General features: G+C 31.3%; 15 protein-coding genes and 2 pseudogenes. 7 read left to right on the plus strand and 10 right to left on the minus strand.

All coding sequences use genetic code 11. The annotated features are described in order from the left end of the window. Positions 1 to 29: 29 nt before the first annotated feature. The 5 genes and pseudogenes from ACTS9J_RS15495 to ACTS9J_RS15515 all read right to left on the minus strand — a co-directional run bounded on the left by ACTS9J_RS15495 (position 30) and on the right by ACTS9J_RS15515 (position 7,281). Complete coding sequence (locus tag ACTS9J_RS15495) at positions 30 to 689, minus strand: hypothetical protein (protein ID WP_448353437.1); 660 nt, start codon at positions 687 to 689, stop codon at positions 30 to 32. A gap of 79 nt (positions 690 to 768) precedes the next feature. Then, the gene (locus ACTS9J_RS15500) at positions 769 to 2,298 is read right to left on the minus strand and encodes a RagB/SusD family nutrient uptake outer membrane protein (protein WP_448353438.1); all 1,530 of its coding nucleotides are present in this window, start codon (positions 2,296 to 2,298) and stop codon (positions 769 to 771) included. An 11-nt stretch (positions 2,299 to 2,309) separates the two neighbouring features. Next, entirely contained in the window at positions 2,310 to 5,309 is a 3,000-nt protein-coding gene (locus ACTS9J_RS15505; protein WP_448353439.1) for a SusC/RagA family TonB-linked outer membrane protein, read from the minus strand. 138 nt (positions 5,310 to 5,447) lie between these two features. Next, positions 5,448 to 6,021, minus strand: a pseudogene (locus tag ACTS9J_RS15510) (IS982 family transposase); the annotation flags it as partial. A gap of 386 nt (positions 6,022 to 6,407) precedes the next feature. Beyond that, positions 6,408 to 7,281 (minus strand): annotated as a pseudogene (locus tag ACTS9J_RS15515) (IS982 family transposase). A 642-nt stretch (positions 7,282 to 7,923) separates the two neighbouring features. On the opposite strand from ACTS9J_RS15515, the gene ACTS9J_RS15520 reads away from it, so the two are divergent. Then, positions 7,924 to 8,262 carry a transposase gene (locus tag ACTS9J_RS15520; RefSeq protein ID WP_448353440.1) on the plus strand — a complete coding sequence of 113 codons (339 nt, stop codon included), beginning with the start codon at positions 7,924 to 7,926 and terminating at the stop codon, positions 8,260 to 8,262. 34 nt (positions 8,263 to 8,296) lie between these two features. After that, positions 8,297 to 8,836, plus strand: a complete 540-nt coding sequence (locus ACTS9J_RS15525; protein ID WP_416426631.1) for a helix-turn-helix domain-containing protein — start codon at positions 8,297 to 8,299, stop codon at positions 8,834 to 8,836. 60 nt (positions 8,837 to 8,896) lie between these two features. On the opposite strand, the gene ACTS9J_RS15530 is transcribed toward ACTS9J_RS15525, so the two are convergent. Together ACTS9J_RS15530 and ACTS9J_RS15535 are read right to left on the minus strand one after the other, a co-directional pair. Further along, positions 8,897 to 10,243 (minus strand): DUF5689 domain-containing protein, encoded by a 1,347-nt coding sequence (locus ACTS9J_RS15530; RefSeq protein ID WP_416426633.1) that lies wholly within the window; start codon positions 10,241 to 10,243, stop codon positions 8,897 to 8,899. A 27-nt stretch (positions 10,244 to 10,270) separates the two neighbouring features. Then, complete coding sequence (locus ACTS9J_RS15535; RefSeq protein ID WP_448353441.1) at positions 10,271 to 13,027, minus strand: carboxypeptidase regulatory-like domain-containing protein; 2,757 nt, start codon at positions 13,025 to 13,027, stop codon at positions 10,271 to 10,273. Between the two features lie 91 nt (positions 13,028 to 13,118). On the opposite strand from ACTS9J_RS15535, the gene ACTS9J_RS15540 reads away from it, so the two are divergent. Both ACTS9J_RS15540 and trpA read left to right on the plus strand, forming a co-directional pair. Beyond that, a complete protein-coding gene (locus ACTS9J_RS15540) occupies positions 13,119 to 14,324 on the plus strand; it encodes an endonuclease/exonuclease/phosphatase family protein (RefSeq protein WP_291047845.1) in 1,206 nt (401 codons plus the stop codon). A 2-nt stretch (positions 14,325 to 14,326) separates the two neighbouring features. Further along, positions 14,327 to 15,094, plus strand: coding sequence for a tryptophan synthase subunit alpha (trpA, locus tag ACTS9J_RS15545; RefSeq protein WP_448353442.1), 768 nt, complete (start codon positions 14,327 to 14,329; stop codon positions 15,092 to 15,094). A gap of 74 nt (positions 15,095 to 15,168) precedes the next feature. On the opposite strand, the gene tyrS is transcribed toward trpA, so the two are convergent. The 3 genes from tyrS to ACTS9J_RS15560 form a co-directional block, all read right to left on the minus strand. After that, complete coding sequence (tyrS, locus tag ACTS9J_RS15550) at positions 15,169 to 16,464, minus strand: tyrosine--tRNA ligase (RefSeq protein WP_280050042.1); 1,296 nt, start codon at positions 16,462 to 16,464, stop codon at positions 15,169 to 15,171. A gap of 158 nt (positions 16,465 to 16,622) precedes the next feature. Beyond that, a complete protein-coding gene (locus ACTS9J_RS15555) occupies positions 16,623 to 18,146 on the minus strand; it encodes a RagB/SusD family nutrient uptake outer membrane protein (protein WP_448353443.1) in 1,524 nt (507 codons plus the stop codon). Positions 18,147 to 18,157: 11 nt separating this feature from the next. Then, on the minus strand, positions 18,158 to 21,283 hold the full coding sequence (locus tag ACTS9J_RS15560) for a SusC/RagA family TonB-linked outer membrane protein (protein ID WP_448353444.1): 3,126 nt from the start codon (positions 21,281 to 21,283) through the stop codon (positions 18,158 to 18,160). 215 nt (positions 21,284 to 21,498) lie between these two features. Between ACTS9J_RS15560 and ACTS9J_RS15565 the strand changes: the two genes are divergently transcribed. The 3 genes from ACTS9J_RS15565 to ACTS9J_RS15575 are packed head-to-tail and all read left to right on the plus strand — an operon-like array spanning position 21,499 to position 24,491. Further along, on the plus strand, positions 21,499 to 22,401 hold the full coding sequence (locus tag ACTS9J_RS15565) for a CorA family divalent cation transporter (RefSeq protein WP_448353445.1): 903 nt from the start codon (positions 21,499 to 21,501) through the stop codon (positions 22,399 to 22,401). A 6-nt stretch (positions 22,402 to 22,407) separates the two neighbouring features. Then, positions 22,408 to 23,409: an NAD-dependent epimerase/dehydratase family protein gene (locus tag ACTS9J_RS15570; RefSeq protein ID WP_448353446.1), complete on the plus strand. Its 1,002-nt coding sequence runs from the start codon at positions 22,408 to 22,410 to the stop codon at positions 23,407 to 23,409. A 14-nt stretch (positions 23,410 to 23,423) separates the two neighbouring features. Beyond that, the gene (locus ACTS9J_RS15575) at positions 23,424 to 24,491 is read left to right on the plus strand and encodes a diphosphomevalonate/mevalonate 3,5-bisphosphate decarboxylase family protein (protein ID WP_448353447.1); all 1,068 of its coding nucleotides are present in this window, start codon (positions 23,424 to 23,426) and stop codon (positions 24,489 to 24,491) included. Positions 24,492 to 24,522 lie beyond the last annotated feature (31 nt).

Below are 24,522 nucleotides of genomic sequence, written 5' to 3' on the forward strand. Positions count from 1 at the left end.
CAAAAAGATTATCCTTGCTTATTAAATTATTATAATTGGTTAATATATTGCGAAAGTTTCACTAAATCTATCTCATTTAAAGGATCTATCTTATCTTTTTTAATATAATCTTTAACTTTCTGGTCTTTAAATATATTTAAAAAATCTGATTTCTTTTTAGGTATTGGAATTATTAAATTGTCAATCGTAAAATAATATTCAGGCTTTTTAATCTCATATTTCATAATTTCTGAACCTCCATCTAATAAATCTACTTTATCTCTATATTCATTTATAACAACTATTTGTCTTTTATATAATAATGTATTTTTTCCTTGATTTAATAATTGATAATATCCTCCTTTATTCTCATTATTCTCCAAATAAATATATTTTTTATTACCTTTTTTAAAGGTAATAATCATATTAGGTAATTTATCTAAATCATATGTTACATTATTAATCATATACTCCATTTGATCAGTATAATGATTATATCTTAACATATCAATATCATTACTAATTTTTGCTCCTTCAATTTTAAACAAACCAAAGCCATCTTCTAAATAAGGATTTCCTTTTACCTCTTTTTCAGTTTTTGATAATGTCCCATAATAATTTTTATTGTAGTAAATATTTTCTTGAGCCTTCACTTGATTAAAAAATAAAAAAGACATAGTACATAAAATAAATGATAATACTTTTTTCATAGTTTATTTAATTTTGATTAATTGAAAAAATCTAAAAAAGCCACTCATTTTATGAGTGGCTTATAGTTAAAATGTTTTATTAGTATCCTTTAGTTTGACCAATATTTTTATCAATATTTAAAGTTGTTTGTTTAATTGGCAATTGCCATTTAACAGATGTAGGATCTAATTTTTGTACAGCAGAAGGGTTTCCAGAACCATCAGCTCTATGTCCATTACCTGAACGTTGAATACCTTGTGCATATTTAGCAGGAATTCCAGGAACTCCTAATAAACGTTTCAAAGTAAAGAAACGGTCTCCAATTTCGAATGCTAATTCTTTACGACGTTCTGTAATAATAGCTTCAAATAATGTATCACCAGTTTCTCCTCCTGTATAAGTTGTATAACGAGCATCTCTTAACTTATTTAAAGTAGTCAATGCTGAAGATTGATCTCCTGATAAATACTGCGCTTCTGCTAACATTAAAATCACATCTTCTACACGTAAATAGCGACCATCATTCACACCTGAATTAAAATTATCCGCTCTTTTTCCATAATACTTTTTAACAGCATAAATAGGTCCAGCTTTATCATATGCTAATTGAGTCACAGTCATAATACTTGCATTATAACGCTCTGGCTCTGTATTTTTATTAAAAGATTCTGCAAATGACTTGTCTACAGTATATTCCATTCTAAAGTTAGAATTAGCAGTACCTTGACTATAATTTCCACCAATTGCTATATCATTAGTTTTTGAAAAAGGTAATACAAATAATGCTCCTTCATTTGTCATTGTTTTCCAAAAATTATCTAGGTCTCCTTTTTTTGTTGGAGAAACAGCTGCTACTACTGGTGTTGCATATTCGATAACTTTAGGATAATTCCCTTTGAACAGATATACTTTTGCTAAAATACCTCTTACAGAATTTTGAGTTAAACGATATATTCCATTTCCTGTTGGTGAATATCCTGTTGGTAATCCAGGTAAAGCATCTTCTAAATCTTTGATCATTTTATCATAAACGATTCCGATATTTGCTTCACGTTTAGGTTCATCTTTAAAATTAAGCTCAGTTATATAAGCAATTCCTTGAGAATCAACAGCAGATGATCCTTGAGTAGGAATTTGGGCAAACATTTTTGCAATTTCAAAATGAGCAATTGCTCTTAAAGCTAATGCTTCAGATTTAATTCTATTTTTTACTGTACTATTATCTGGTAAATTATTAATCTTAGACAACACTTTATTTGCATCAGAAACAGCTTTATAACCATTTTCATATAAAGATGTCACATCAGAATTACCTGTATACACCCAGTTAGATGCATTGTAGTTTCCTCTACGTCCAAATGGATTATTGATAATATTATCTGACATTAAATCACCTAAGATTACAATATCATTAGAGTATCCAGTATTACTAAACAAACCATTTGTTCTAAAGTCATTATAAGCACCTAAAATAGCTGTTTGAAAGTCTGCCTCAGTTTTATAAAAATTATCTTGATTAATATCATTTGGTGAATCTAATTGAATATCATCTTCACTACAACTTGTTATCGTACCAGTAAATGCAATAGACATTGCAATTAATGATAATAAATATATTTTCTTTTTCATTATTCTAAATATTAAAATGTTACGTTGACACCTAAAGAGAATGTTCTTGTCATTGGATATCCAAATCCTGAGAATGAGTTTGATACAAAACCTGCACTTGTTACTGCTGATGTTTCTGAAGAACCTGTTCCTTGAACTGGGCTACCATGATAATTCGTAAACATTGCTAAATTTTGGATTTGTCCATAAATACGGAATGACTTCACTGGTGTTGACTTTAATAAGTTCTCACCAAAAGTATATCCTACTGATAAACTTCTAAATAGAATGTAATCATTTTTCTCTAAGAATAATGTTGACTCCATTGTTCCATCTTCTGTTGGTTTACCAAATCTTGTATTATCTCCAGGATTTTTCCAGTAATCAGCAGCAGTAACATCTCTATTTTGTGTATTAAAAGTAGGATCTACTAACCATTGGTATACGTTGTTATATGAATACGCTCCAGTTGAATATGTAAAGTCTGCATTGATATCAAATCCGTAAACTTTAGCATTCAATCCAAAACCTCCAAATAACTTTGGTAATGGTGTTTTTCCTGTAGCCACTGCATCACTTGCATTATATACATTAGTCACTTTACCATCCTTATCGTAATACAAATAATCTCCAGTTTTTTTATCAATACCTGCATATCGTACCATATAATACTGGTATGGAGTTTCTCCTACTCTATGTATTAGTGTATTTGATCCGTTACCTTTAGGAAACAATTCATCACCTTCATTAATGCTATTTACTTTATATTTAACATTTGTCATGTTTCCATATACAGATAAATCAAAATCTTTCGATTTAATCACATCATAATTTAAGTCAAATTCAAATCCATTTGTTGTTAATTCTCCTGCATTAATTGTTGTTGAATAACCTCCTGCAGTTGGTGAATAGTATAAATCAAATAAAAAGTCAGAACGCTTATCTTGGAAATATGCAGCAGAACCTGTTAATGAATTTTTCAGTAAAGCGAAATCAACTCCTAAATTTAATTTCTTATTTACTTCCCAACCTGTAACTGGTGTTGCATAAGTTCTACTTGGTACCCCTGCAAAGTTTCCATTATAGAAACCTAGTCTTATCAAATTAAGATTAGAATAAATATCTAAAGCTGAATCATCTCCTACTTCTCCGTAAGATCCTTTAAAAACTAAACTATTAATAATTTTGTTTCCTTTCAAGAAATTTTCTCTCGCAATATCCCAACCAAGAGATGCACCCCAGAATGTTCCAAACATGTTATCTAGACCTGCTAATGAAGTTCCGTCACGGCGTACATAAACGTCTACCATATAACGACGATCGTAATCATATGATAACGCTCCAATATATCCATAACGCGCAATTTGTTGTCTATTAGTGAAAGAACTTCCTTCTCCTACAATTTGTTGTGCTAAGTTTTGCGTTATTAAATCGTTATTTGGGAAATTGCTACCAAACATTAATATTCTATAACGATTATCTTTTTGGTACTCAGAAGCCGCTGTTACACGTATATTATGTCTATCCCATTTGTTTACATAATTTACCTCATTACGCCAGTTGTAATTTAGATTATCTCTTGAATTATCAGTTTTTGAAGCCTTAGAACCTAATAATTGTCCTAAATATGTATTAGAACGATTAAAAATTTCTTGTTGTAAACGTACATATGTTGCTCCAAAAGTTGTACGAGCTGTAACATTTTTAACAATATCTAACTCTAAGAATCCAGAACCGTATAATTTAAACTGTCTTGTAATATTATATGCTTTATGCATTTCATCCAATACTGGATAACCAGCCCCATTATCTGGATTATAAATTGGATAACCGTCTACATCATACTGAATATTTCCATTTTTGTCTAAATCATAAACTGTTGTATACGGAGCTCCCATTAAAGCTACGTTGAATGGAGATTGTCCATTAAAACGATCACGAGGAGAATCTAATGTTTGATATGCTCCATTAACATTTCCACCATATCTAAATTTTTCACCAGCTTTTCCATTGAAACTATATGCAGAAGTTATACGCTCAAATCCTTTATAAAATTCTACTGCTCCATTGTCTTTGTCATATCCAATACTAAAATTCTGGCTCAAATCACCTTGATTATTTGCAATTGAAAAATAGTTAGATGTCACTATACCATCACGATAAATTGCATCTTCCCAATTTGTATTGATTTTAGATAACTCTGAAATTTGATCAGGAGACCACTTAAGCCCCATATTATTATTGAATTTATACAAATCGTTTTGATAATTCAATAACTGATTAGATCCCATCAATTTGATGTTTGGCATTTTCATCATAGAAGTTGCACCAATTCTACCAGCATATGAAATAGTCACACCTCCTTTCTTAGCAGATTTTGTTTTAACAATGATTACGCCATTTGCCCCACGAGCCCCATAAATTGCTAATTGAGAAGCCTCTTTTAATACCTTAATATCTTCAATGTCTCCTGGATTTATACTGTTTACATCTGCTGCAGTCATATAAGTTCCATCAACCACATATAATGGTGATTTCACCCCTCCATTCAATCCTAAAGCACCACGAATTGTAACATTCGCTGTACTTCCTGGTGCTCCATTTTGAGCTTGAGAAACTAATCCCGAAACCTTACCTCCTAACATTTGATCAACTGACAAACTTGGATTAAAATCCTTAATTTGATCAGATTTTACAATTGTTTGCCCTGCTTTTTGTGGAGCCTCAAAAATACTTGTTACAACAACTTCTTGTAAATTAGTATCTTCAGCATACTTCAAAGCTCCTAAATTAGTAGAAGTTACTTTAAATTCTTTTCCATTAATTACTAATGTATCACCTACTTTAGCATCAATATTAAAATTTCCGTTCTCGTCAGTATACGCAACTTTATCTGTACCTTTTACAGTTACTTCTACGTCTGACTCTGGAAAATTGTTACCATCGTTAACTACACCCGTAACTTGAGCAAAAGCTATTGTCCCTAATCCTAGGAAAGCTAATAAGCCCAAAGATGTTAATCTTCTCCTCATAGTTTTATATTTTATAACATTTTAGACAAAACTCTAACTTTTTTTTAAGATTTCCAAAAAGTGATCTATATTTTTTTATTTATCAACATCTTTAAAGAAATAACTTTACATTATTATATTCAGTACCCGTTGTGCATTTTAAATAATTTGAGTTTTTAGATTATTAATATTTCGATTTAAGTATATTTTATTAATTAATGTACTGATTCAATGTTTGTGCAGTAATTTTAGCTAGAATTCTGGTTTTAAACCTCTCAAAAGTCTTTGCATAATTGCGTATAATCATAAATTGATCACATAGTTGAGAAAAAAAAGTTTCAATTCTTTTTCGATACTTTTTGAATGAATAAAACTGAGGTTTGTAATCTTTTTGATTCGATCTTTTTGGTGATTCTAATCATATATAAACTTCATTAAATAAATAAATTTGAATTGTTTGCAACTAATAATCTCTATCACCAAGTAGCACTCAATCTGATAGTTGAGATATTATATCTTTCAAAAAATAAATATCATGAACAGATGCAGGACTAATATCAATACTCTAGAAAACACATCTTAAAGAACAATCAGCCTAAAGTTTATAGCCTTAAGAAGACATTTACTGAGAAGCACAAAAACCTCTATTTGGTGCACTAAACTAATTTTCTTTGCAAATTTTCGAGCGTTTAATTCTTGCTATTTTACACACCTCCAATGGTATACTATCAAGTTAAATTAATTTACTTATTTTCAATTTAATGAACAACTTTATTATTTTCAATCAAATGCATAACAGTTATAATACGATCTTTGAGTTTAATAATAATTTACAATTTTTAAAATATGTAGCTTTATTTATACTGGAAAATTCAGGGAGATATCCAACCCTCTCAATACTCATATCTAGAAACATAATGTTTACATTTCGATACACGAACACCGAACAAACCATACGGAACGGATATACAATGGATACAGAATGGATACAGCGCGGATACACAACCGATACAGAAAAGTGTCATTTTCGATATACACCGATACAGGAATTTAACACTTTTTAACACACTGTTTCTCTAACCACAATATAAACATAGGTTTTTTTAACCGTTTTTCACTTTAAATAATTTGAGTTTTTAGCTTGTTAATATTTCGATTAAAATATGTTTTATTAATGTACTGAACCACAGTAAGTGCAGTAATTTTAGCTAGAATTCTGGTTTTAAACCCCTCAAAAGTCTTTGCATAATTACGTCTAATCATAAATTGATCGCATAGTTGAGAAAATAAGGTTTCAATTCTTTTTCGATACTTTTTAAATGGATAAAACTGAGGTTTATACTCTTTTTGATTGGATCTTTTCGGTGTTTCTAATTGTATATGAACTTCATTAAATAAGTCAATTTGAATTGTTTGTGATAAATACCCTTTATCTCCAAGTAGCAAACAATCACACATTTGAGTTTTAACATCTTTCAAAAAATGAATGTCATGAACAGATGCGGGACTGATATCAATACTCTGGAAAACACCATTTAAAGAACAAATAGCATGAAGTTTATAGCCATAAAAAGACATTTGCAAGCACAAAAACCTCTATTTGGCGCACTATACTGATGTTCTTTGCAAATTTTAGAGCGATTAATTCTTGCTATTTTACACACCTCCAAGGGCATACTATCAACGATAAAACAATTTTCAAATTCATTAAATTCTTTCGCTAATTTGAGGCGAATACTATTAATTTACTCTGATAATCTACGTTTTCTACGATTGTAAATACTACGCTCAATTTTACAACTTAGCACTTAAGGAAGATTTCGAAATAAATGATTTTCACTATCAATACCTATAAATTCAGCTGTTAAAACAAGACTTATGAGTTCTAAATCAAAAAGTTTAGGTCTTCTACGTTGATAAATTAAAAGTGTATCTGTGGATATTTTCGTAGAACTACCAATATTCTTTCATAATTAGCAACTAAGTTGTTCATTGTAAATATTTTAAAGTTAAATTAATTTACTTATTTTCAATGAAATGAACAACTTTATTATTTAGTAATCAAAATGCACAACGGGTATAATCAAACATATATACGTTTTTTGTCGAACGTCGATAAGTAATGTTATATAAGCTATGTTTATTAAATACAAAAACATGGTAAATTTTAGTTTTTAAGGGTGTGATTTTCTTTGAAAAATCACTTTTGGGAGCTTGCGTAAAATGCAATGTTTTCGTTGGAGTGAAAAACAAAAACAACTTGACGTGACTTTTTTATGCGCACCAGGGGGACGGGCGTTTTTTTAAAAACACAATAGATTTTATCTATTAAATAGTTGATTGTTAGATTTTTAAATGTAATTTTGTCAGTCAATTAAATGTTTAACGTTTGATTTGAAAGCGAAACTATGACAAACGACTTCTTTTTGAAGTCATTTTTTTGAGTTTTAAAAGACTTTATACTTTGTTATTGTTATTTTACTTATTAAAATCAAGAAGACCTTTAAAAAGCTTTAAAAATATCGTAAATCAAATGTTTTACAATTTGTTTTTGGTTAATTGTAAATCGTCAGCAAAAAGTAGACATCTAGACCTAAAATTTAAGATAGTGTTTTTAAAAGCATTAATTTTAATTATGGCAAATTCAAAAAAGAAAACTCCTGAAAAATTTGTTAAAGATATTCGTCAAAACACAAGACGAATATTTACAGCGGAACAAAAGATTATAATTGTGATGGAAGCCTTACGTGCTGAGATTTCAGTAGCTGAACTTTGTCGCAAATATGCTATTTCACAATCTCAATTTTATAAGTGGAATAACGAATTTTTAGAAGCAGGTAAAAAGCGATTATCCGCAGATATTACACGAGAAGCAACAAGTGATAATGTCAGTGATTTACGTAAAGAAAACCAGCGTTTAAAAGAGATTGTAGCCGATTTAGTTGTTCGCTATGATATCGTAAAAAAACCTTGAACTCATTGGATTAAAAACAAAATTCAAGAAATATATGCGATTATCAGCAAGTGAAAAACACGAAATTATTCAGATTGTAACTCGCTCTGAAATTGGAGTTAAACGAACTTTAAAGGAGTTTGGGATTGCACGAAGCACCTTTTATAAATGGTATTCAAATTATCTAGAAAATGGATTTGAAGGTTTAGAATCAAAACGTCATTCAACCTATCGTAAATGGAATAGTATTCCTGAATCTCAGAAGGATTTGATTGTTGAACTAGCGTTGGATTATCCTGAATTATCTGCTAGAGAACTGGCTTTTAAGATGACTGATGAATTAGGAATTTATATTTCAGAATCGAGTGTTTATCGGATATTGAAGCAACGAGATTTAATTTCTGCTCCCAATCATATTTTAATTGCTGCAGCGAATGAATTTAAAGATAAAACGAATTTTGTTCATCAGATGTGGCAAACCGATTTTACTTATTTTAAAATTATTGGTTGGGGATGGTATTATTTAAGCACAATTTTAGACATTTCAGAAAGTGAAATCACGTTAAAAAATGAAGAATATTTAAGAATATATTAACCTAATAAAAACAAAAAAGGCAACCAATTGGTTGCCTTAGATATTATAAAATGATTATGATTATTTCACAAATTCAATATCATCAACATTTACTCTTAATTGATTACCAGTAGATCTCAAGAAAGATTTATTTACCAATTTGACAGATACACGATCAGTAGCTGCTGCATTAATTGGAAATTCTAATAAATTTAACTTTCCTCTTTCGCTAGTTTTCTCACCAACCGATTTCCAAGTCACTCCAAAATCTGTAGAAATTAATACTTCTAATTTAATTTCTTTATCAGCATCAGCACCTTCGCTAAAAGTAGCCCCTCCGAATTTAACTTTCAAAGTCTTAAGTCCCGTTACAAAAAATTTAGATTGTAAGAAAGCAACTGTAGTAGAAGTTCCTCTTAATCGAACAGAACTTGTTCCTGACGATTTTAAATCACTATCTGATGGATCAAAAACTCCTCCGTCTGAAAAAGTCCATGTACCTGAAGCTAAAGTTAGATCTGCTACATTATAATTATTCTTCTTAGCAGATTCAAAATCCTCTTTTGTTCCTTTAACTTCTTCTACACCTTCTGGTAAAATAGTAAATCTATCTTGATCAAATTTCACATCTTTTGTATCGCGAATAAATACTTGATAAGTTGAATTGTATCGAGAAACTACTACTGTAATAGACCCGCTTTTTTTAGGTAAAACATCTGCATACCATGTTGCGTTGCCAGAGTTACGTAAATCTGTTTCTTTTCCTTTTTTATCCACAATCACTCTATTCACTGTTGCACCTGAAACCCCATACGTTTTATCTCCATCAGGATCAATGAATTGAACTCCATCTATCGTTACTAATGTATTTAGATTTTCAGGTTTTAAAGCATCTGTTAATGAAGAAACAACTTTTGGTTTAATCGTTTGGATTGCTTCACATGTTTTAACCATATACTTTGTCATAACTGTACTTGGGATACGCCCAATTGTATATTTCGGATCTACAGAACCTATTTTCATTACTCCACGATCATTCGCAACTATTAACCCTTTCAAATTAATTTGTACTTGCGCTCCCAATGGATAAGAATTATATAAATTACTTCCGTCAATTTCTATTTGGATACCTGTTGTAGGGTTCTCAACTTTATCTTGTAAAGAAATCGTTTTGAAAAAATTCCCCGTTTCGTCACTAGATATAACATATGCTTGTACGATTAAATCTTCTGCTATTGCTTTATTAGCATCTAATTTTATAGATCCAGCAGTTACTTTAGAAACTAAATCAGCCAAAGAAATATTAGGACTTGGTAAATTACATTCAATTGGAGGTGTTGCATAATCATCATCTTGCACACAAGATTGCGCTGTAAATAAACCTAAGCTTAAAACACCAGCTATTGTTAATTTTGATATTGTATTCATTTTAAATTGTGTTCGTTGTTAATAAAATTAAAATCTGAAATAAATGTTAGCGAAATAAGTTGTTCCCATTCCGTAGAACATTTTTGAACCAAACATACGTTGGTAGTTTTTATCAATTGCATTATTATAATTACCTGTACGCATTTGTTCAAAACCTCCTGTAACATAGTTTTTATTATTCAGTACATTATTTACTGTTCCTGAAATCCCTGCTGAATATTTACCAATACGGAACGTTTTCCCTAAATTGATATTCAACATAAACTCATCACTAAACTTCTCTTGTTTCAAAACTTCTTTCAACCCTTCTTCTGTTACTCCGTTAACTGGAACCCCGTTTTGGGTAATAAAATTAATTGTTCTTCTAAAAGGAGCAGGGTCTGCATAATTGTTCATTAAATAGTTTCCAGAAACACCAACCCACCAAAATTTAGGATCACGATACTCAGCACCTAAAGTAAATCCTGATTGAGGTCCAGAAGCAAGTTTATAGTTTTCTAAATAAGCAGTTCCATAATTTTTGTAAGGAATTCCATTAATCCCGAATTCATCAGAATATAGGTTATAATCAGAATTGTCTTTGTATACATATTGTCCAATAGCAGCTACAGCAGAAACTGTAAGAACTGGTAAAACTTGCGCTTCTACAGCCAACTCAGTTCCTAAATATTCTTTTCCAACACCTGTCATCACCTCAGAAACAAAAATTTGATCCGAAACACCATCAATATATCCAAAAGCCTTCTCTATCTCATCTTTTGTTCTAGTATAAAAAGCCGTCGCACGAGCTTTGATACGTGGAGCTCTTAAAATATAAGATAAATCACTTGAAAATATTTTAGCACTTTCAATTCCATTAACAGTTACATCATTAAGACGTGCATTTGGAAAAATCTCATCAGAAGTTGGTGCTTCTGTCTGATACATTACATTTGCTTGAATAAAGTTACGTCCATCTAATTTTACTAAAAAGTTAGATTTTACACCAAAGTCTACAAAATCATATGTTTTACTCTTTCCATAAGAATTGTCTTTATACATTTCATTTTGGAACTTTCCATCACGGTAAAACTTCGTTAAAGCAGCTTTCATCCCAATAGTAACATCTAAGTATTTAGATTTAATTTTAGACTGCGCGAATAAATCTGCATAATCACGATTAATTTCGTAGTAATACTCTTGTTTATCTCCTTTCTTAGCAACATAATCAGGATCCAATAAGTTGAAATTATAAAAATGATTAACAGGTAAATTTGTCGTCACATTAAAATCATCTACATTTAATACATATTGTGCACCTAATAAATCTTGAATCTCACGATACAATTTAGATTTTGTATTTTGATAAGATGCTGCAATTGTTAAATCTATATTTGAAGTTAATTCTGTTTGAAAATTAGTATAAGCCGTAGCTGTTTTATCTTCATTAACATCTGCAGTTAACCAATAAGCCGCTCTTCCTGTCGTACTATTTTCATTCGCACGATACATACTTGCCCAATCTAACTGAGAGATTTGACCACTTCTCCATAATTGCTCTCTTTCTGCGATTGCATCAGCAGACGCTCCATTAAAAGCTAAGTAACTCGGCATATTACGGTAATATGTTGGTGAAGGATTATTTGCTTTAAACCAATCTAAACGAGATCCACTTTCTTTTCCAAATTGATACGAAATAGTTGTCGTTAATTTTGATTTATTATTAATATTCCAATGATGCGTCAACATATTAATAGGCTCAAAAGTTTTCTTTACACGTTCATTACGTTTTTCACCATCTTGCCATCCCCAATAAGAATTATAGTAAATACCTTTCAAATCCACAACTTCTTGTGTATTAGGTGAACCAGTAGAACGACGAGTTGGAGCACCGAAACTAGTTAAGTTTAAAGTATGTTTTTCATTAAACTTTTTCTCAACACCTAAGTAGTAAGCATACGCATCATAAAAAGTACCTTCTATAATACCTTCATCTGCCCAACGTCTACTTCCTGAAACCATAAATGCCCAACCGTTATCCATTAATCCTGTATTGTATGTTGCCATTACACGATTTCTGTATGAACGATTTGTATTAGAATAAGCCAAACTTACTCCTTTACGCATTGTTGAAGGTCGAGTATCAAAATTTGTAACTCCTCCTAAATCTCCAAAAGCATAATTAGAAGGTTCGATTCCGTATGTTAACTCATCTGGACGACGAGTTACATCATTCAAACCTCCCCAGTTATTAAAAGTTGCACGACCATTATCCATTTTGTTCATACGAACCCCATTAAATAATACGTCATTATATTTGTTGTCTAAACCTCTTGGTTTAAACCAATACGAACCTAATTCGTACGCAGAAACGCGAGCAAAAACATCGCGTGAAGATTGTAAAAGTCCTGAATTTGAAGCTGTCGAACTTTCATCATCAGATAATTCATCATCTGTTAATGTAATAATTCCAACTTCTGCTGTATTTGGATTAAATGTTAATTTAATATCACCTAAGTCAAGCTCTTTTTGCCCTGCTACAGTGATTTCTTTTTCATATGGGTCATAGCCCACGCCATAAACTTGTAATTTGTACGTTCCATCCGGAATATCTACAAACTGAAAATATCCTATACGATCGGTGATAGCAGCATCGCTTACTGCTCCTCCGTCCAAACGTACAGTGAGGTTATAAACCTCTTCACCTGTAGCAGCATTTTTTGCTACCCCAGTAACCTTTGTTTGCGCCTGCGCCATAGCGACAGTTGCAGCAAAGACTGAAAGACTTAACAATAATTTGTTCATTCAAACGAATTTTTATTTATAAATTAGCTCTCTATTTCCTTCATCGAAAAAAATAGGACAACAAATTTAGTAAATTCATAATTAATAACATATGTTTAAAATTAATAAATCTTTAACTTTATTAATAATTTTTAATTTATTCTTAACGTTAAACGTTAAAGCTCAAAGCAAATATTCAAGTGCAACTGTAGCCTTTTACAATGTTGAAAATCTTTTTGACACCATAAAATCAGTTGGATATGTAAATGGAACTTTACCTTTTAATGACAAAAATTATCACATTCAGATTGCAGAATCTGACATATCGAAGTACGAAACAGAAGAATTCAAACAAAGTTATACGTACGAAAATATAAAAGGAAAGAAAATTATCCGTCCATTAATTCTTCAAGAAGAATTTTTACCAAACGGAAATAAAAGATGGAATACAGAAAAATATTTCCAAAAAGTCAATAATATTTCAAAAGTTATTAGCGAATTAGGCGCAGATGTTACAGGCTCTGCTCCAGTAATCGTAGGTATTTGTGAGATCGAGACAAGAGAAACTTTAGAAGATTTAGCAAAAAGCTCTGCTTTGAAAAAATACGATTATGGTGTTGTTCATTTCAATTCGTTTGATGCTCGTGGAGTTGATACAGGTTTATTGTATCAAAAATCTCGTTTCAAGGTTATTGATGCAAGACCTCATCCAATTTTCAATTATGATGCTGAAGGTAAACGCAAATATACGCGTGATATTCTACAAGTTACAGGTTTATTAGACGGTGAAGAAATCACTTTTTTAGTGAATCACTGGCCTTCTCGTAGTGGTGGAGAAAAAGTTTCGATGCCAGCTCGTATGGAAGCAGCAAAGGTGATGAAAGGAATTTTTGATGAGTTAAAATCTAAAAATCCAAATGCAAAAGTAATTGCAATGGGTGATTTTAATGATGATCCTATTTCTCCAAGTATTAAAAACATATTTGATCCGGCTGGAGAAATTGCTAAAGTTTCGGATAACGGATATTACGATCCTATGTTACCTTTATATAAAAAAGGTGTTGGTACTTTAGCTTATCGTGATGCTTGGAATCTATTTGATCAATTTATCTCAACTTCATCATTGGTTACAAAAAATAAAGATTATTCAACGTATAAAATCTTCAAAACTGAAATTTACAACAAAGATTATTTAAAAGCGACAGAAGGTGCATATAAAGGATTCCCTAACCGTATGTGGAGCGGCGATACTTATCGTGCAAACGGTTATTCTGACCACTTTCCAGTCTATACAATCTTATTAAAACAAGCAAAATAAAAATGAACAAATTAGAGCAATTATTTAGTCAAAAAAATAAAAACCTCATTACAATATACACAACAGCTGGGTATCCGAATTTATCGGATACCCCTGTTATTTTAAAAGAATTAGATCAAAACAATGTTGACATTATCGAAGTCGGTATTCCATATTCTGATCCTTTGGCTGATGGTCCAACAATACAGGCTACAAGCGAAAAAGCGTTAGCAAATGGAATGACATTGGACATTTTGTTTGAGCAATTAAAATCGGTTCAAAATGAAATTTCTGCACCAATTGTTTTGATGGGTTATTACAACCAAGTAATGACATTTGGATTAGAAAAATTCTTACAAAATTGTCAAGAAAGTGGAGTTTCAGGCTTGATTTTACCTGATATGCCGTACGAAATTTACTTGACGCAACACAAAGAATTATTTGAGAAATACGATCAAAAAGTTACATTTTTAATTACACCTTTAACAACAGAAAAACGCATTAAAGAGATTAATGATGCAACTTCTGGATTTGTTTATATCGTTTCGAGTTCAGCTACAACTGGTGCTACACAATCTAATTATAATGAAGATTTTTTGTCAAATGTTAAAAATTTAGGTTTAACAAAACCACATCAAATAGGATTTGGAATTTCGACAAAAGCTGATGTAGAAAAAGCTTGGAATTACGCAGATGGAGCAATTATCGGAAGTGCTTTTTTACGTGTTTTAGAAAATTCGAATGGAAATCTTTCTGGAGCAATTAAAGATTATCTTTCAGAATTGAGATAAAAAAATAGTTTTCAAACCAAAAAGCAAGCTTAATTCAGCTTGCTTTCTATTTTGGAAATGTTTTATCTAAAAAATTATTCAACAATTAAGATGAAATAATTCTTTTTACCTTTTTGTAATAAAACATATTTATCAGCAATTAAATTTTCTGTTGTTAATACAAATTCTTCCGCTACTTTTTCTTTGTTTACAGAAATTGCGTTTGCTTTTAATTCACGACGCGCTTCTGAATTTGATTTTAAGAAGCCTGATTTTTCTGCTAAAGCAGTAACAATATCCAATCCCGCTTCGATATCAGTTTTTGCAATAGTTGCTTGAGGCACACCTTCGAAAACTGATAAGAAAGTATCTCCATCTAATTCTTTCAAATCTTCTGAAGTTGATTTTCCGAATAAAACTTGAGATGCTTTTTCTGCTTTGCGTAATTCTTCAACACCATGAACTAAAATTGTAATTTCAGTTGCTAATTTACGTTGTAATTCGCGTAAATGTGGCTCTTGACGATGACGCTCGATTAAGTCATCAATCGCTTCTTTTTCTAAGAACGTATAAATTTTGATGTAACGTTCAGCATCAGCATCCGCTTGATTTAACCAAAATTGGTAGAATTTATAAGGAGAAGTACGGTTTTTATCTAACCAAATATTTTCGCCTCCTTCCGATTTTCCAAATTTAGTTCCGTCCGCTTTAGTTGTTAATGGACAAGTAAAAGCAAAAGCTTCACCTTGTACTGTACGACGAATTAATTCTGTTCCTGTTGTAATATTTCCCCATTGATCAGAACCTCCCATTTGCAATTTTGCACCTAATTCTTTGTACAAATGTAAATAATCATATCCTTGAATCAATTGATATGTAAATTCTGTGAAAGACATTCCGACATTCGATTCAGAAGAAAGTCTAGATTTTACTGAATCTTTCGCCATCATATAATTTACAGTAATGTGTTTTCCTACATTACGAGCAAAATCGATGAACGAAAAATCTTTCATCCAATCATAGTTATTCACCAATAAAGCTGAATTTCCATTATTCGTATCAAAATCTAAGAAACGAGACAATTGTGCTTTAATTCCAGCTACATATTTATTCAATGTTTCTTCGTCTAATAAACTTCTCTCTGCTGCTTTACCAGTAGGATCACCGATAAAACCAGTTGCACCACCAACCAAGGCGATTGGACGATGACCGTGACGTTGCAAATGAACCAATAAGAAAATAGGAACCAAACTTCCCACGTGAAGAGAATCTGCTGTAGGATCGAAACCTACATAACCAGAAGTCATTTCTTTATTTAGTTGTTCTTCTGTCCCTGGCATAATATTGTGAACCAATCCTCTCCAAGTCAATTCTTCAATTAATGGATTCATAGTATTTTAATATATTTTTTTATCAAATTTTTACGAGTTGCAAAGTTATGATTTTTAGATTGATAATAATAGTGTTTAAAATAAAAAGTCAAGGTTTTCCTTAAGGAAAACCTTGACTTGGCTATATAATTTTATGAGGATAAATTATATATAAAATGTTAAGATGGATTTTGCTTACACAATGGGTTAGCTTCAATTTCTGTTCTTGGAATCAAGTAGGTCCATCTTTTGTCATTCGCTTCTACTTTAAAAACACTATTGATTACAACAGTCACAAAATTAGAACCAGTTCGATCTAAGGCTTCGCCTCTTCTTTTCAAGTCAAGAAATCTAAAACCTTCTCCCCAAAGTTCCATTCTTCTATTTAATAAAACTTGGTCAAGATAAGCAACTCCTGTAGTTGTAAAACTTGTAAAAGACTTATCTCTTGCTTTAACCAACTCTGTTAATACAGTTTTTGAACCTGCTTCATCTCCAGACATATATTTAGCCTCTGCTTCAATTAAATACATTTCTGACACACGCATAAACGGAACATCAGTATTAGCATTCGCTGGATTAGTTGTCATAAACTTCTCAGATGTATATGCAAAAGCTGAATATGCAGTATAAGGAGATTTTCTTACTACTTTACCAGCACTATTTGTTTCAGAAAACCATGGTAAATGATATCCTGTTGGATCTGTTAATTGTCTGCGTACATCAGTACTTGGGAATAAGTCATATAATTTTTTACTCATTACTTTAGGAGCTGATCTAATTTGTCCTGAATTAAAATTACGTGTCATATAAGCACCAAAGTTTCCAAAAACATCATCTTGATCACTCGCTATTCTAACTCCCCACATCCATTCTGGGTTTGTATAATCATTAAAACCTTTTTTGTAATCCTCTTGGCTCATCAAAACTTTACCAGTTCTTGCTTTCTTAGCAAAATCAGCTGCTTTTTTATAATCTTGTTGAACTAATGCTACACGAGCTTTAAGACCCTGAACATTATCAACTCCAAAATGTGAATTATTAGCTTTTGTTTTCCCTGTCAAAAGAGTCTCTGCAGCGTCTAAATCAGCCCAAATTTGCTTGTAAACCTCCTCTACACTTGCTCTTGCTTTCTGTCCCATATCATTAGGGTCTGTTCTAATAATAACTCCATCTTGTTTATTATCTTGACCTCCGACATATCTACTACTAAATTTTTGAACCAAATCAAATAAAGCAAAAGCTCTATAAGCATATGCTTCACCCGTAGCTTGATCTTTTAATTTAGGATCCCCCGTTGCATCTTTACCGTAAGTAATTATATTATTTGCATTTCTAATTACACGGTACCAATAATTCCAGATATAACCTGCAACAGTAGAGTTATCATTAACTTGATGCTCCCATCTCATATCAGTCACAAACCAGTTATTTCCAACAGAAGGGTAAATAAGATCGTCTGCTAAAAGGTCATTTCTCATCAACATTCCAAAATAACCAACTTGTCCTTGGTCTCCCCAACGAACATACATATTTCTATGCATTCCGCTCACAGCAGCCATTAAGTTATCTGCAGTAGAATAAATTTGTTGATCTCCAACCGAAGAAGTTGGTTTTGTATCTGTAAAATCTTCGTTACAAGATGACACCAATATCGTCGAACCTAGCAATATTGCTGGTAATATATATTTTATTTTTTTCATTTAGTTTGATTTTAAAATTGAACATTTAATCCAACACTTACTGTTCTTGAAGGCAAGTATCTATAAGTTGTCGTTCCATTAAAACTCTGTACAGCCTCTAATCCTGTTCTAGCTGTCCAAGCTGCAATATTTTCACCACTGATGTACATTTTAAGACTAGATAAACCAAGACTTTCGATCATACTTTTCTTAAAGTTATATCCAAAAGTAAGTGTTCTAAACGCTAAATAATCCGAATCAACTAACCATCTAGAAGAAGCTGCTAAATTTTGAGTTGTATTATTTGTTGAAAACTTATTTACACTCGTTACATCACCTGGTTTCGTCCATGCATTTAACATATCTTTATGTAAAGCAGTTCCGTTTGGATTAAGACTCACAAACCCAGTATAGTTACCGTCATACGTTTTTCCACCTATTTGATATGTAAACAAAGCATTTAAATAAAATCCTTTCACTTCTAAATTAGTTGTAAAACTTCCGTATAAATCAGGAATAGCAGAAGCTACATAATCATATTCTGCATTTACATGATTATATGTGAATTTTTGCCCATTAATGGTTTTAGTATTTCCATCATCACCTTTAGTAGGATCTTGATAATACAATGAACGTCCTGTGTCAGAGTCTACTCCATAGAATTTTCTTAACCAGAAATCATAAATTGATCTTCCTTTAGTAATTTTTTTAGTTCCGTTAATAATCTCTTGTTGATCCCCTGGCATTTTAACCATAGTATTTTCTATAGTTGATGCGTTTACACCTAAATCCCATTTAACATTATCACTACGTACAATTCCAAAATTTAAAGAAACCTCTATTCCTTTATTTTGCATTGTCCCTAAATTTCGATCGATACTATTTCCTGGTACACCTGCTGAACCTGGAGTAGGTACTGAGAAAATCATTTGATCACTTTTTCTGTTATAGTACTCTATCGATCCTGAAATACGATTATTAAATAATCCAAAATCAACTCCTACATCAAATTGCTTATTAGTCTCCCATGTTAATGCTGGATTACCGATTTGGCTCAACATTACACCTGGTTCTGATCCATTATTCCATCCTAAACCATATAAGCTTAAATCAGCTTGATAACCTGGAGTAGACCCTAAACCTCCATCATTTCCTACTTCTCCATAAGATGATCTTAGTTTTAAAGAATTAACAAATGTATTTTGTAAAAATGATTCATTTCCTATGTTCCATGCAGCTCCAGCTGACCAGAAAATTCCTTTATTTTTATCCGGAGAGAAACGAGAAGATTCATCTTGTCTAATCGATGCAGAAACAGAGTATAATCTATTATAATCGTAATTTACACGACCAAAGAATGATTCTTTAGATAAATCCCATGTATAACCTGTATTAGATGTACTAGTTGTAAAATTTACTAATTCTAAGATTCCCGGAATAATTTGCCCTTCTTTTCCTTGATAATTATACTTTACATTTCTGATGAAAGATTCATGTCCAACTAAAAATTCAAAATTATGTTTTCCAAAAGATTTACTATAGTTTAAAATTTGGTTGATTGTAATTCCGACAGTTCTTTGATTTTGATTATACAATCTTCCTTTTCCTGCACCATCACCGACAACATTATTTTGATAAGATTGATAGTAGTAATTTTGAACATCATAAGATAAATTACCAGTTAACGTCAATCCTTTTGCTAATTGCAATTCTGCAAACCATCTAGTGAAAACAGATGTAGTTTTTTCATACTTATCATTCAATAAAGTCTCTTGCAATACATTTCTACCAGCAGAACCTCCTGCTCTACCCCTTGTAGTAACTCCATCATATTTTTGATTACCTTCAATATCATAAACTTTATTACCTTGAGCATCATATAAAAATGGAGAATAAATAGGCGCCATAAATCTTGCTATATAAAAAGGATTTATGTATGAAGATCCTCCATCACTATCAGCTAAAGCAGATTTTGTTAAACTTCCAGAAATATCTCCTCCTAATTTCAACCAACTTGTTACCTTACTATTTGCTTTTACTCTTGCAGAGTATCTTTCAAAATCAGATTTAATCACATACCCTTTTTCATTATTGTAACCAATAGATGCAAAGTAATCTGATTTATCATCTGCACCAGCAAAACTTAAATTATATTGAGCAATACTACCAACTCTAGTCACATAATCTTGCCAATTAAAATCATCGTACAATTTTTTAGCCAAAGGATTTAACTGTCCATTAATAATAACCTGATCATCTGGCACATTATAGATATTATTCTTCAAAGTACCTGTAATCAAATTCTTAGATGCATAATCATTTGCTTGTTGCTCTGTAACATTAGGATTTGACTCCATATAGCCATTTCTCATAGCTGTCCATGTTAATCTATAATAATCCTCTGGACCTACAGTTTCATAATCTTTGTAAGCTCTTGTTACAACACCTGTATTAGAAGTGAAAGTGAAATTCCCTTTTTTCCCTTTTCTTCCTTTTTTTGTTGTAATCATTACAACACCATTTGCAGCCGATGCTCCATATAAAGAAGTCGACGCTGCATCTTTAAGAATATTTAAAGATTCAATATCATTAGGATTAATATCACTTAAACTGCCCGTAAAAATAGCTCCGTCTACTACATATAAAGGTGCATTACTTAAGTTATACGAAGAAAAACCTCTAATTCTAATATTTGTTGAATTTCCTGGTTGTCCAGATGTAGTAGAAAACTGAACTCCTGAAGAAGCTCCTTCTAAAGCTTTCCCAATATTAGTTAAGGGTCTATCCTCAAATTTATCTGAATTAATTTGAGTATTTGATCCAACAATAGTCTCTCTTTTTTGAGAACCATATGCTGTAACAACTGTTTCTTCTAAATCTACAATTTCTGATTTGCTCGGTTTTAAAACACCTAAATCATTTTTAGAAACGATATATTCCTTTCCATCAATAATTAATGTATCACCAATTTTAGCATCAATATCAAAGTTACCATTCTCATCTGTATAAGCAACCTTATCAGTTCCTTTTACTGAAACTTCAATATCAGCTTCAGGAAAACCATTTGCATCATTCACTGTTCCTTTTGTTTGAGCAAATACTGCTGTACTCAACCCAAGAAAAGCTAACAATGACAAAGAAGTCAATTTTTTTCTCATGTGTATTTATAGTTTATTTTAATACAATATTAACATTTTTTAACATGATAAAAAAAAAAAAATGTTTTTTTAACATTATAAAGTGATATTTTCAATTATTGTTAAATAAAATAAATTATTTTTAACAATAACACCTATTTAATGAAAAATCAATAAATAAAATTAATCTCAACAATATAATATTTTTGTATTATTATAATCAATATCTAATCGTCATGCAAACACTTTTCGAGAATGAAAAATTCAAATGGATTAATTTACAAAATCCAACAAAAATTGAGTTAGATGAAATTGCTACAAAATATTGTTTTCAGAAATTAACGATTGAAGATAGTTTGGAGCCTGGACATTTACCTAAATATGAATCAGATGATTCAAAAGTTTCGTTTTTGTTAATTCGTTTTTTTGATAAAGAACACCGTATGTTGAAAAACACTGTTCGAGAATTTAGTCACAAAATCAGTATTTACATCGGTGCAGATTTTATTGTGACTGTTCATCAAAAGGAAACGGATATTTTTGACAAAATTCATAAAAAGTATTTAGCTAATACTGATTCTTCTAGAATCTTAATCAAAGGTATTTTATATCGTATTATTTCCGAAACCATCAAAACTTACGAAGAGCCTGCATATCAAATGGACGAAGAAGTTAATCAACTCGAACATTTGATTTTTACGGATGATTTCAGAAAAATTAAACTTCCTACCTTATATAAAATCAAACGAGAAGCTACAGCTTGCAAAAAAATATTAGATTATACGCTTGAAGCACTGAAAGAATATCGCGCAGATAACAAAAAGACAAGTTCATCGCAGGATTTGTACGAAGAAAACGTAAAAATGTTACACTTACATTCGCAAATTGTAGATGATGTACAAAGTTTGTTAACAATTTATCTTTCGTTAAATGGACAGAAATCTAACGAAATCATGCAAACGCTTACCGTTTTTTCAGCATTTTTCTTACCCTTAACATTTATCGCTGGTATTTATGGAATGAATTTCGATTTTATGCCCGAATTGAATTACAAATTAGGTTATCCAATTTGTTTACTTATCATGTTATTAGTGATAATTTTTATTTACTTTTGGTTCAAGAAAAAGAGATATTTATAATTCAGTATGATTTTCGTAACGGGAGGAACAGGTTTGGTTGGTGCGCATTTGTTGGTAGAATTAGCAAAAAAGCAACAGCCTATTCGTGCTTTAAAACGAAAAACATCCAACACAAAAACCATCGAAAATTTCTTTGCAGAACAAAATGCATCGCAATTTTATAGCTATATCAATTGGATTGATGGTGATTTGTTGGATGTAACTGAACTTCCGAATTTATTAGACGGAATCGAGACAATTTATCACGCTGCGGCTTTTGTTTCATTTGATGAACGTCAAGAAGAAGAAATTTTCAATACGAATATTTTAGGAACTGAATCTTTAGTAAATGAAGCGATTGATTCTGGCGTGAAAGAATTTTTCTTCATCAGTTCTATTGCTTCCATGGATGATATCAATCCTGTTACAAAAATGATTGATGAACTTTCTCCTTGGAACAATAGCTTAACGCATTCGTCGTATTCTATTTCAAAATTTAGAGCTGAGATGGAAGTTTGGCGCGCTTCACAAGAAGGTGTTAAGGTGATTATTATTAACCCAGGTGTCATCATCGGGACGTTAGATACAAAACGCGCAAGCGAAAGTTTGTTCCAACAAAATTCCTCGAAAAATGATTATGCTCCTTCTGGCGGAACAGCTTTTGTTGATGTACGAGACGTTGTCAACATTTTATTTCAGTTGATTGACAAGCAACTTTTTAATCAAAAATTCATTGTAATTTCTGAAAATAAAACATACAAAGAAGTATTTGATTATGTCGCAATCAATAGCAAGCGATCTGTAAAAAACGTTTCGAATTCAACGTTAAAAATCATTAAAAACCTTTCTATTTTCAGTCGCATTTTTGGAGGAAAATACATGACGAAAGCCAATTATTATTCGTTAACATCTGTGACAAAATACGATAATTCTAAAGTCGTAAAAGCATTAGATTACAATTTCATTTCGGTAAAAGATGCCGTGGATTATCATTATACTCGTTTTCAAAAACTAAATTCTACAAAATAGTTTACTTTTGTTTTATGGAACAACAATTCATTTCAACACTTTCAATAACTGCTTCAGAATTAACATCAGGAAGCGTTTCAGCTAAAAGTCCATCAAATATTGCGTTGGTTAAATATTGGGGAAAAAAGAAAAATCAAATCCCAACCAATAGCTCTATCAGTTACACATTAACGAATAGTTACACGGAAACTGAATTAAGATTTTCTCCAAAAACTTCAGATACTTTTGAGGTAGACGTTTATTTGGAAGGTGAATTAAAAGAAAGTTTTGCACCAAAAATCATTACTTTTTTCGAAAGAATTACAGCATATATTCCATTTTTGAATCAATTCAAATTTGAAGTTCACACACATAATTCGTTTCCACATAGTTCTGGAATTGCTTCTTCTGCTTCTGGAATGTCGGCAATGGCTTTGTGTTTAGTTCAAATTGAGAATATGTTAGGAGCTAATTTATCTGAAGAAGACGCCAAGAAAAAAGCTTCTTTTTTGGCTCGTTTAGGTTCTGGAAGTGCTTGTCGCTCGGTTTACAAAGGTTTGGTTGAATGGGGAGAAAATGATTTTATCGAAGGTAGTTCAGATTTATTTGGAACAAAATATCCAGATGTCGAAATTCATGATGTTTTCAAAACTTTTCATGATACCATTTTATTGATTCACGAAGGTCAAAAATCGGTTTCTTCTACTGTTGGTCACAATTTAATGAATGGACATCCGTATGCAGAACGTCGTTTTGTGGAAGCAAATGAAAACTTAAAAGCTTTATTACCAATTTTAAAATCTGGCGATATCAAAGCATTTGGAGAATTAGTGGAACACGAAGCCTTAACGTTGCACGCCATGATGATGATGTCGAATCCTGCGTTTATTTTGATGAAACCAAATACAGTTGCAGCTTTAGAAAAACTGTGGGAATTCCGTCGTGAAACTGGAAATCAATTATATTTTACACTTGATGCAGGAGCAAATATTCATTTATTGTATCCTTCGCAAGATGCGGAAGCTATTGAAATTTTTATCGAAAATGAATTGAAACAATTCTGTCAAAACGGAAATTATATAAAAGATAAAGTGAGTTTTTAATCACTTCTAAAATAAAAGGTTGTCAATTATT

The organism is Empedobacter sp. ULE_I140 (genome assembly GCF_053482575.1).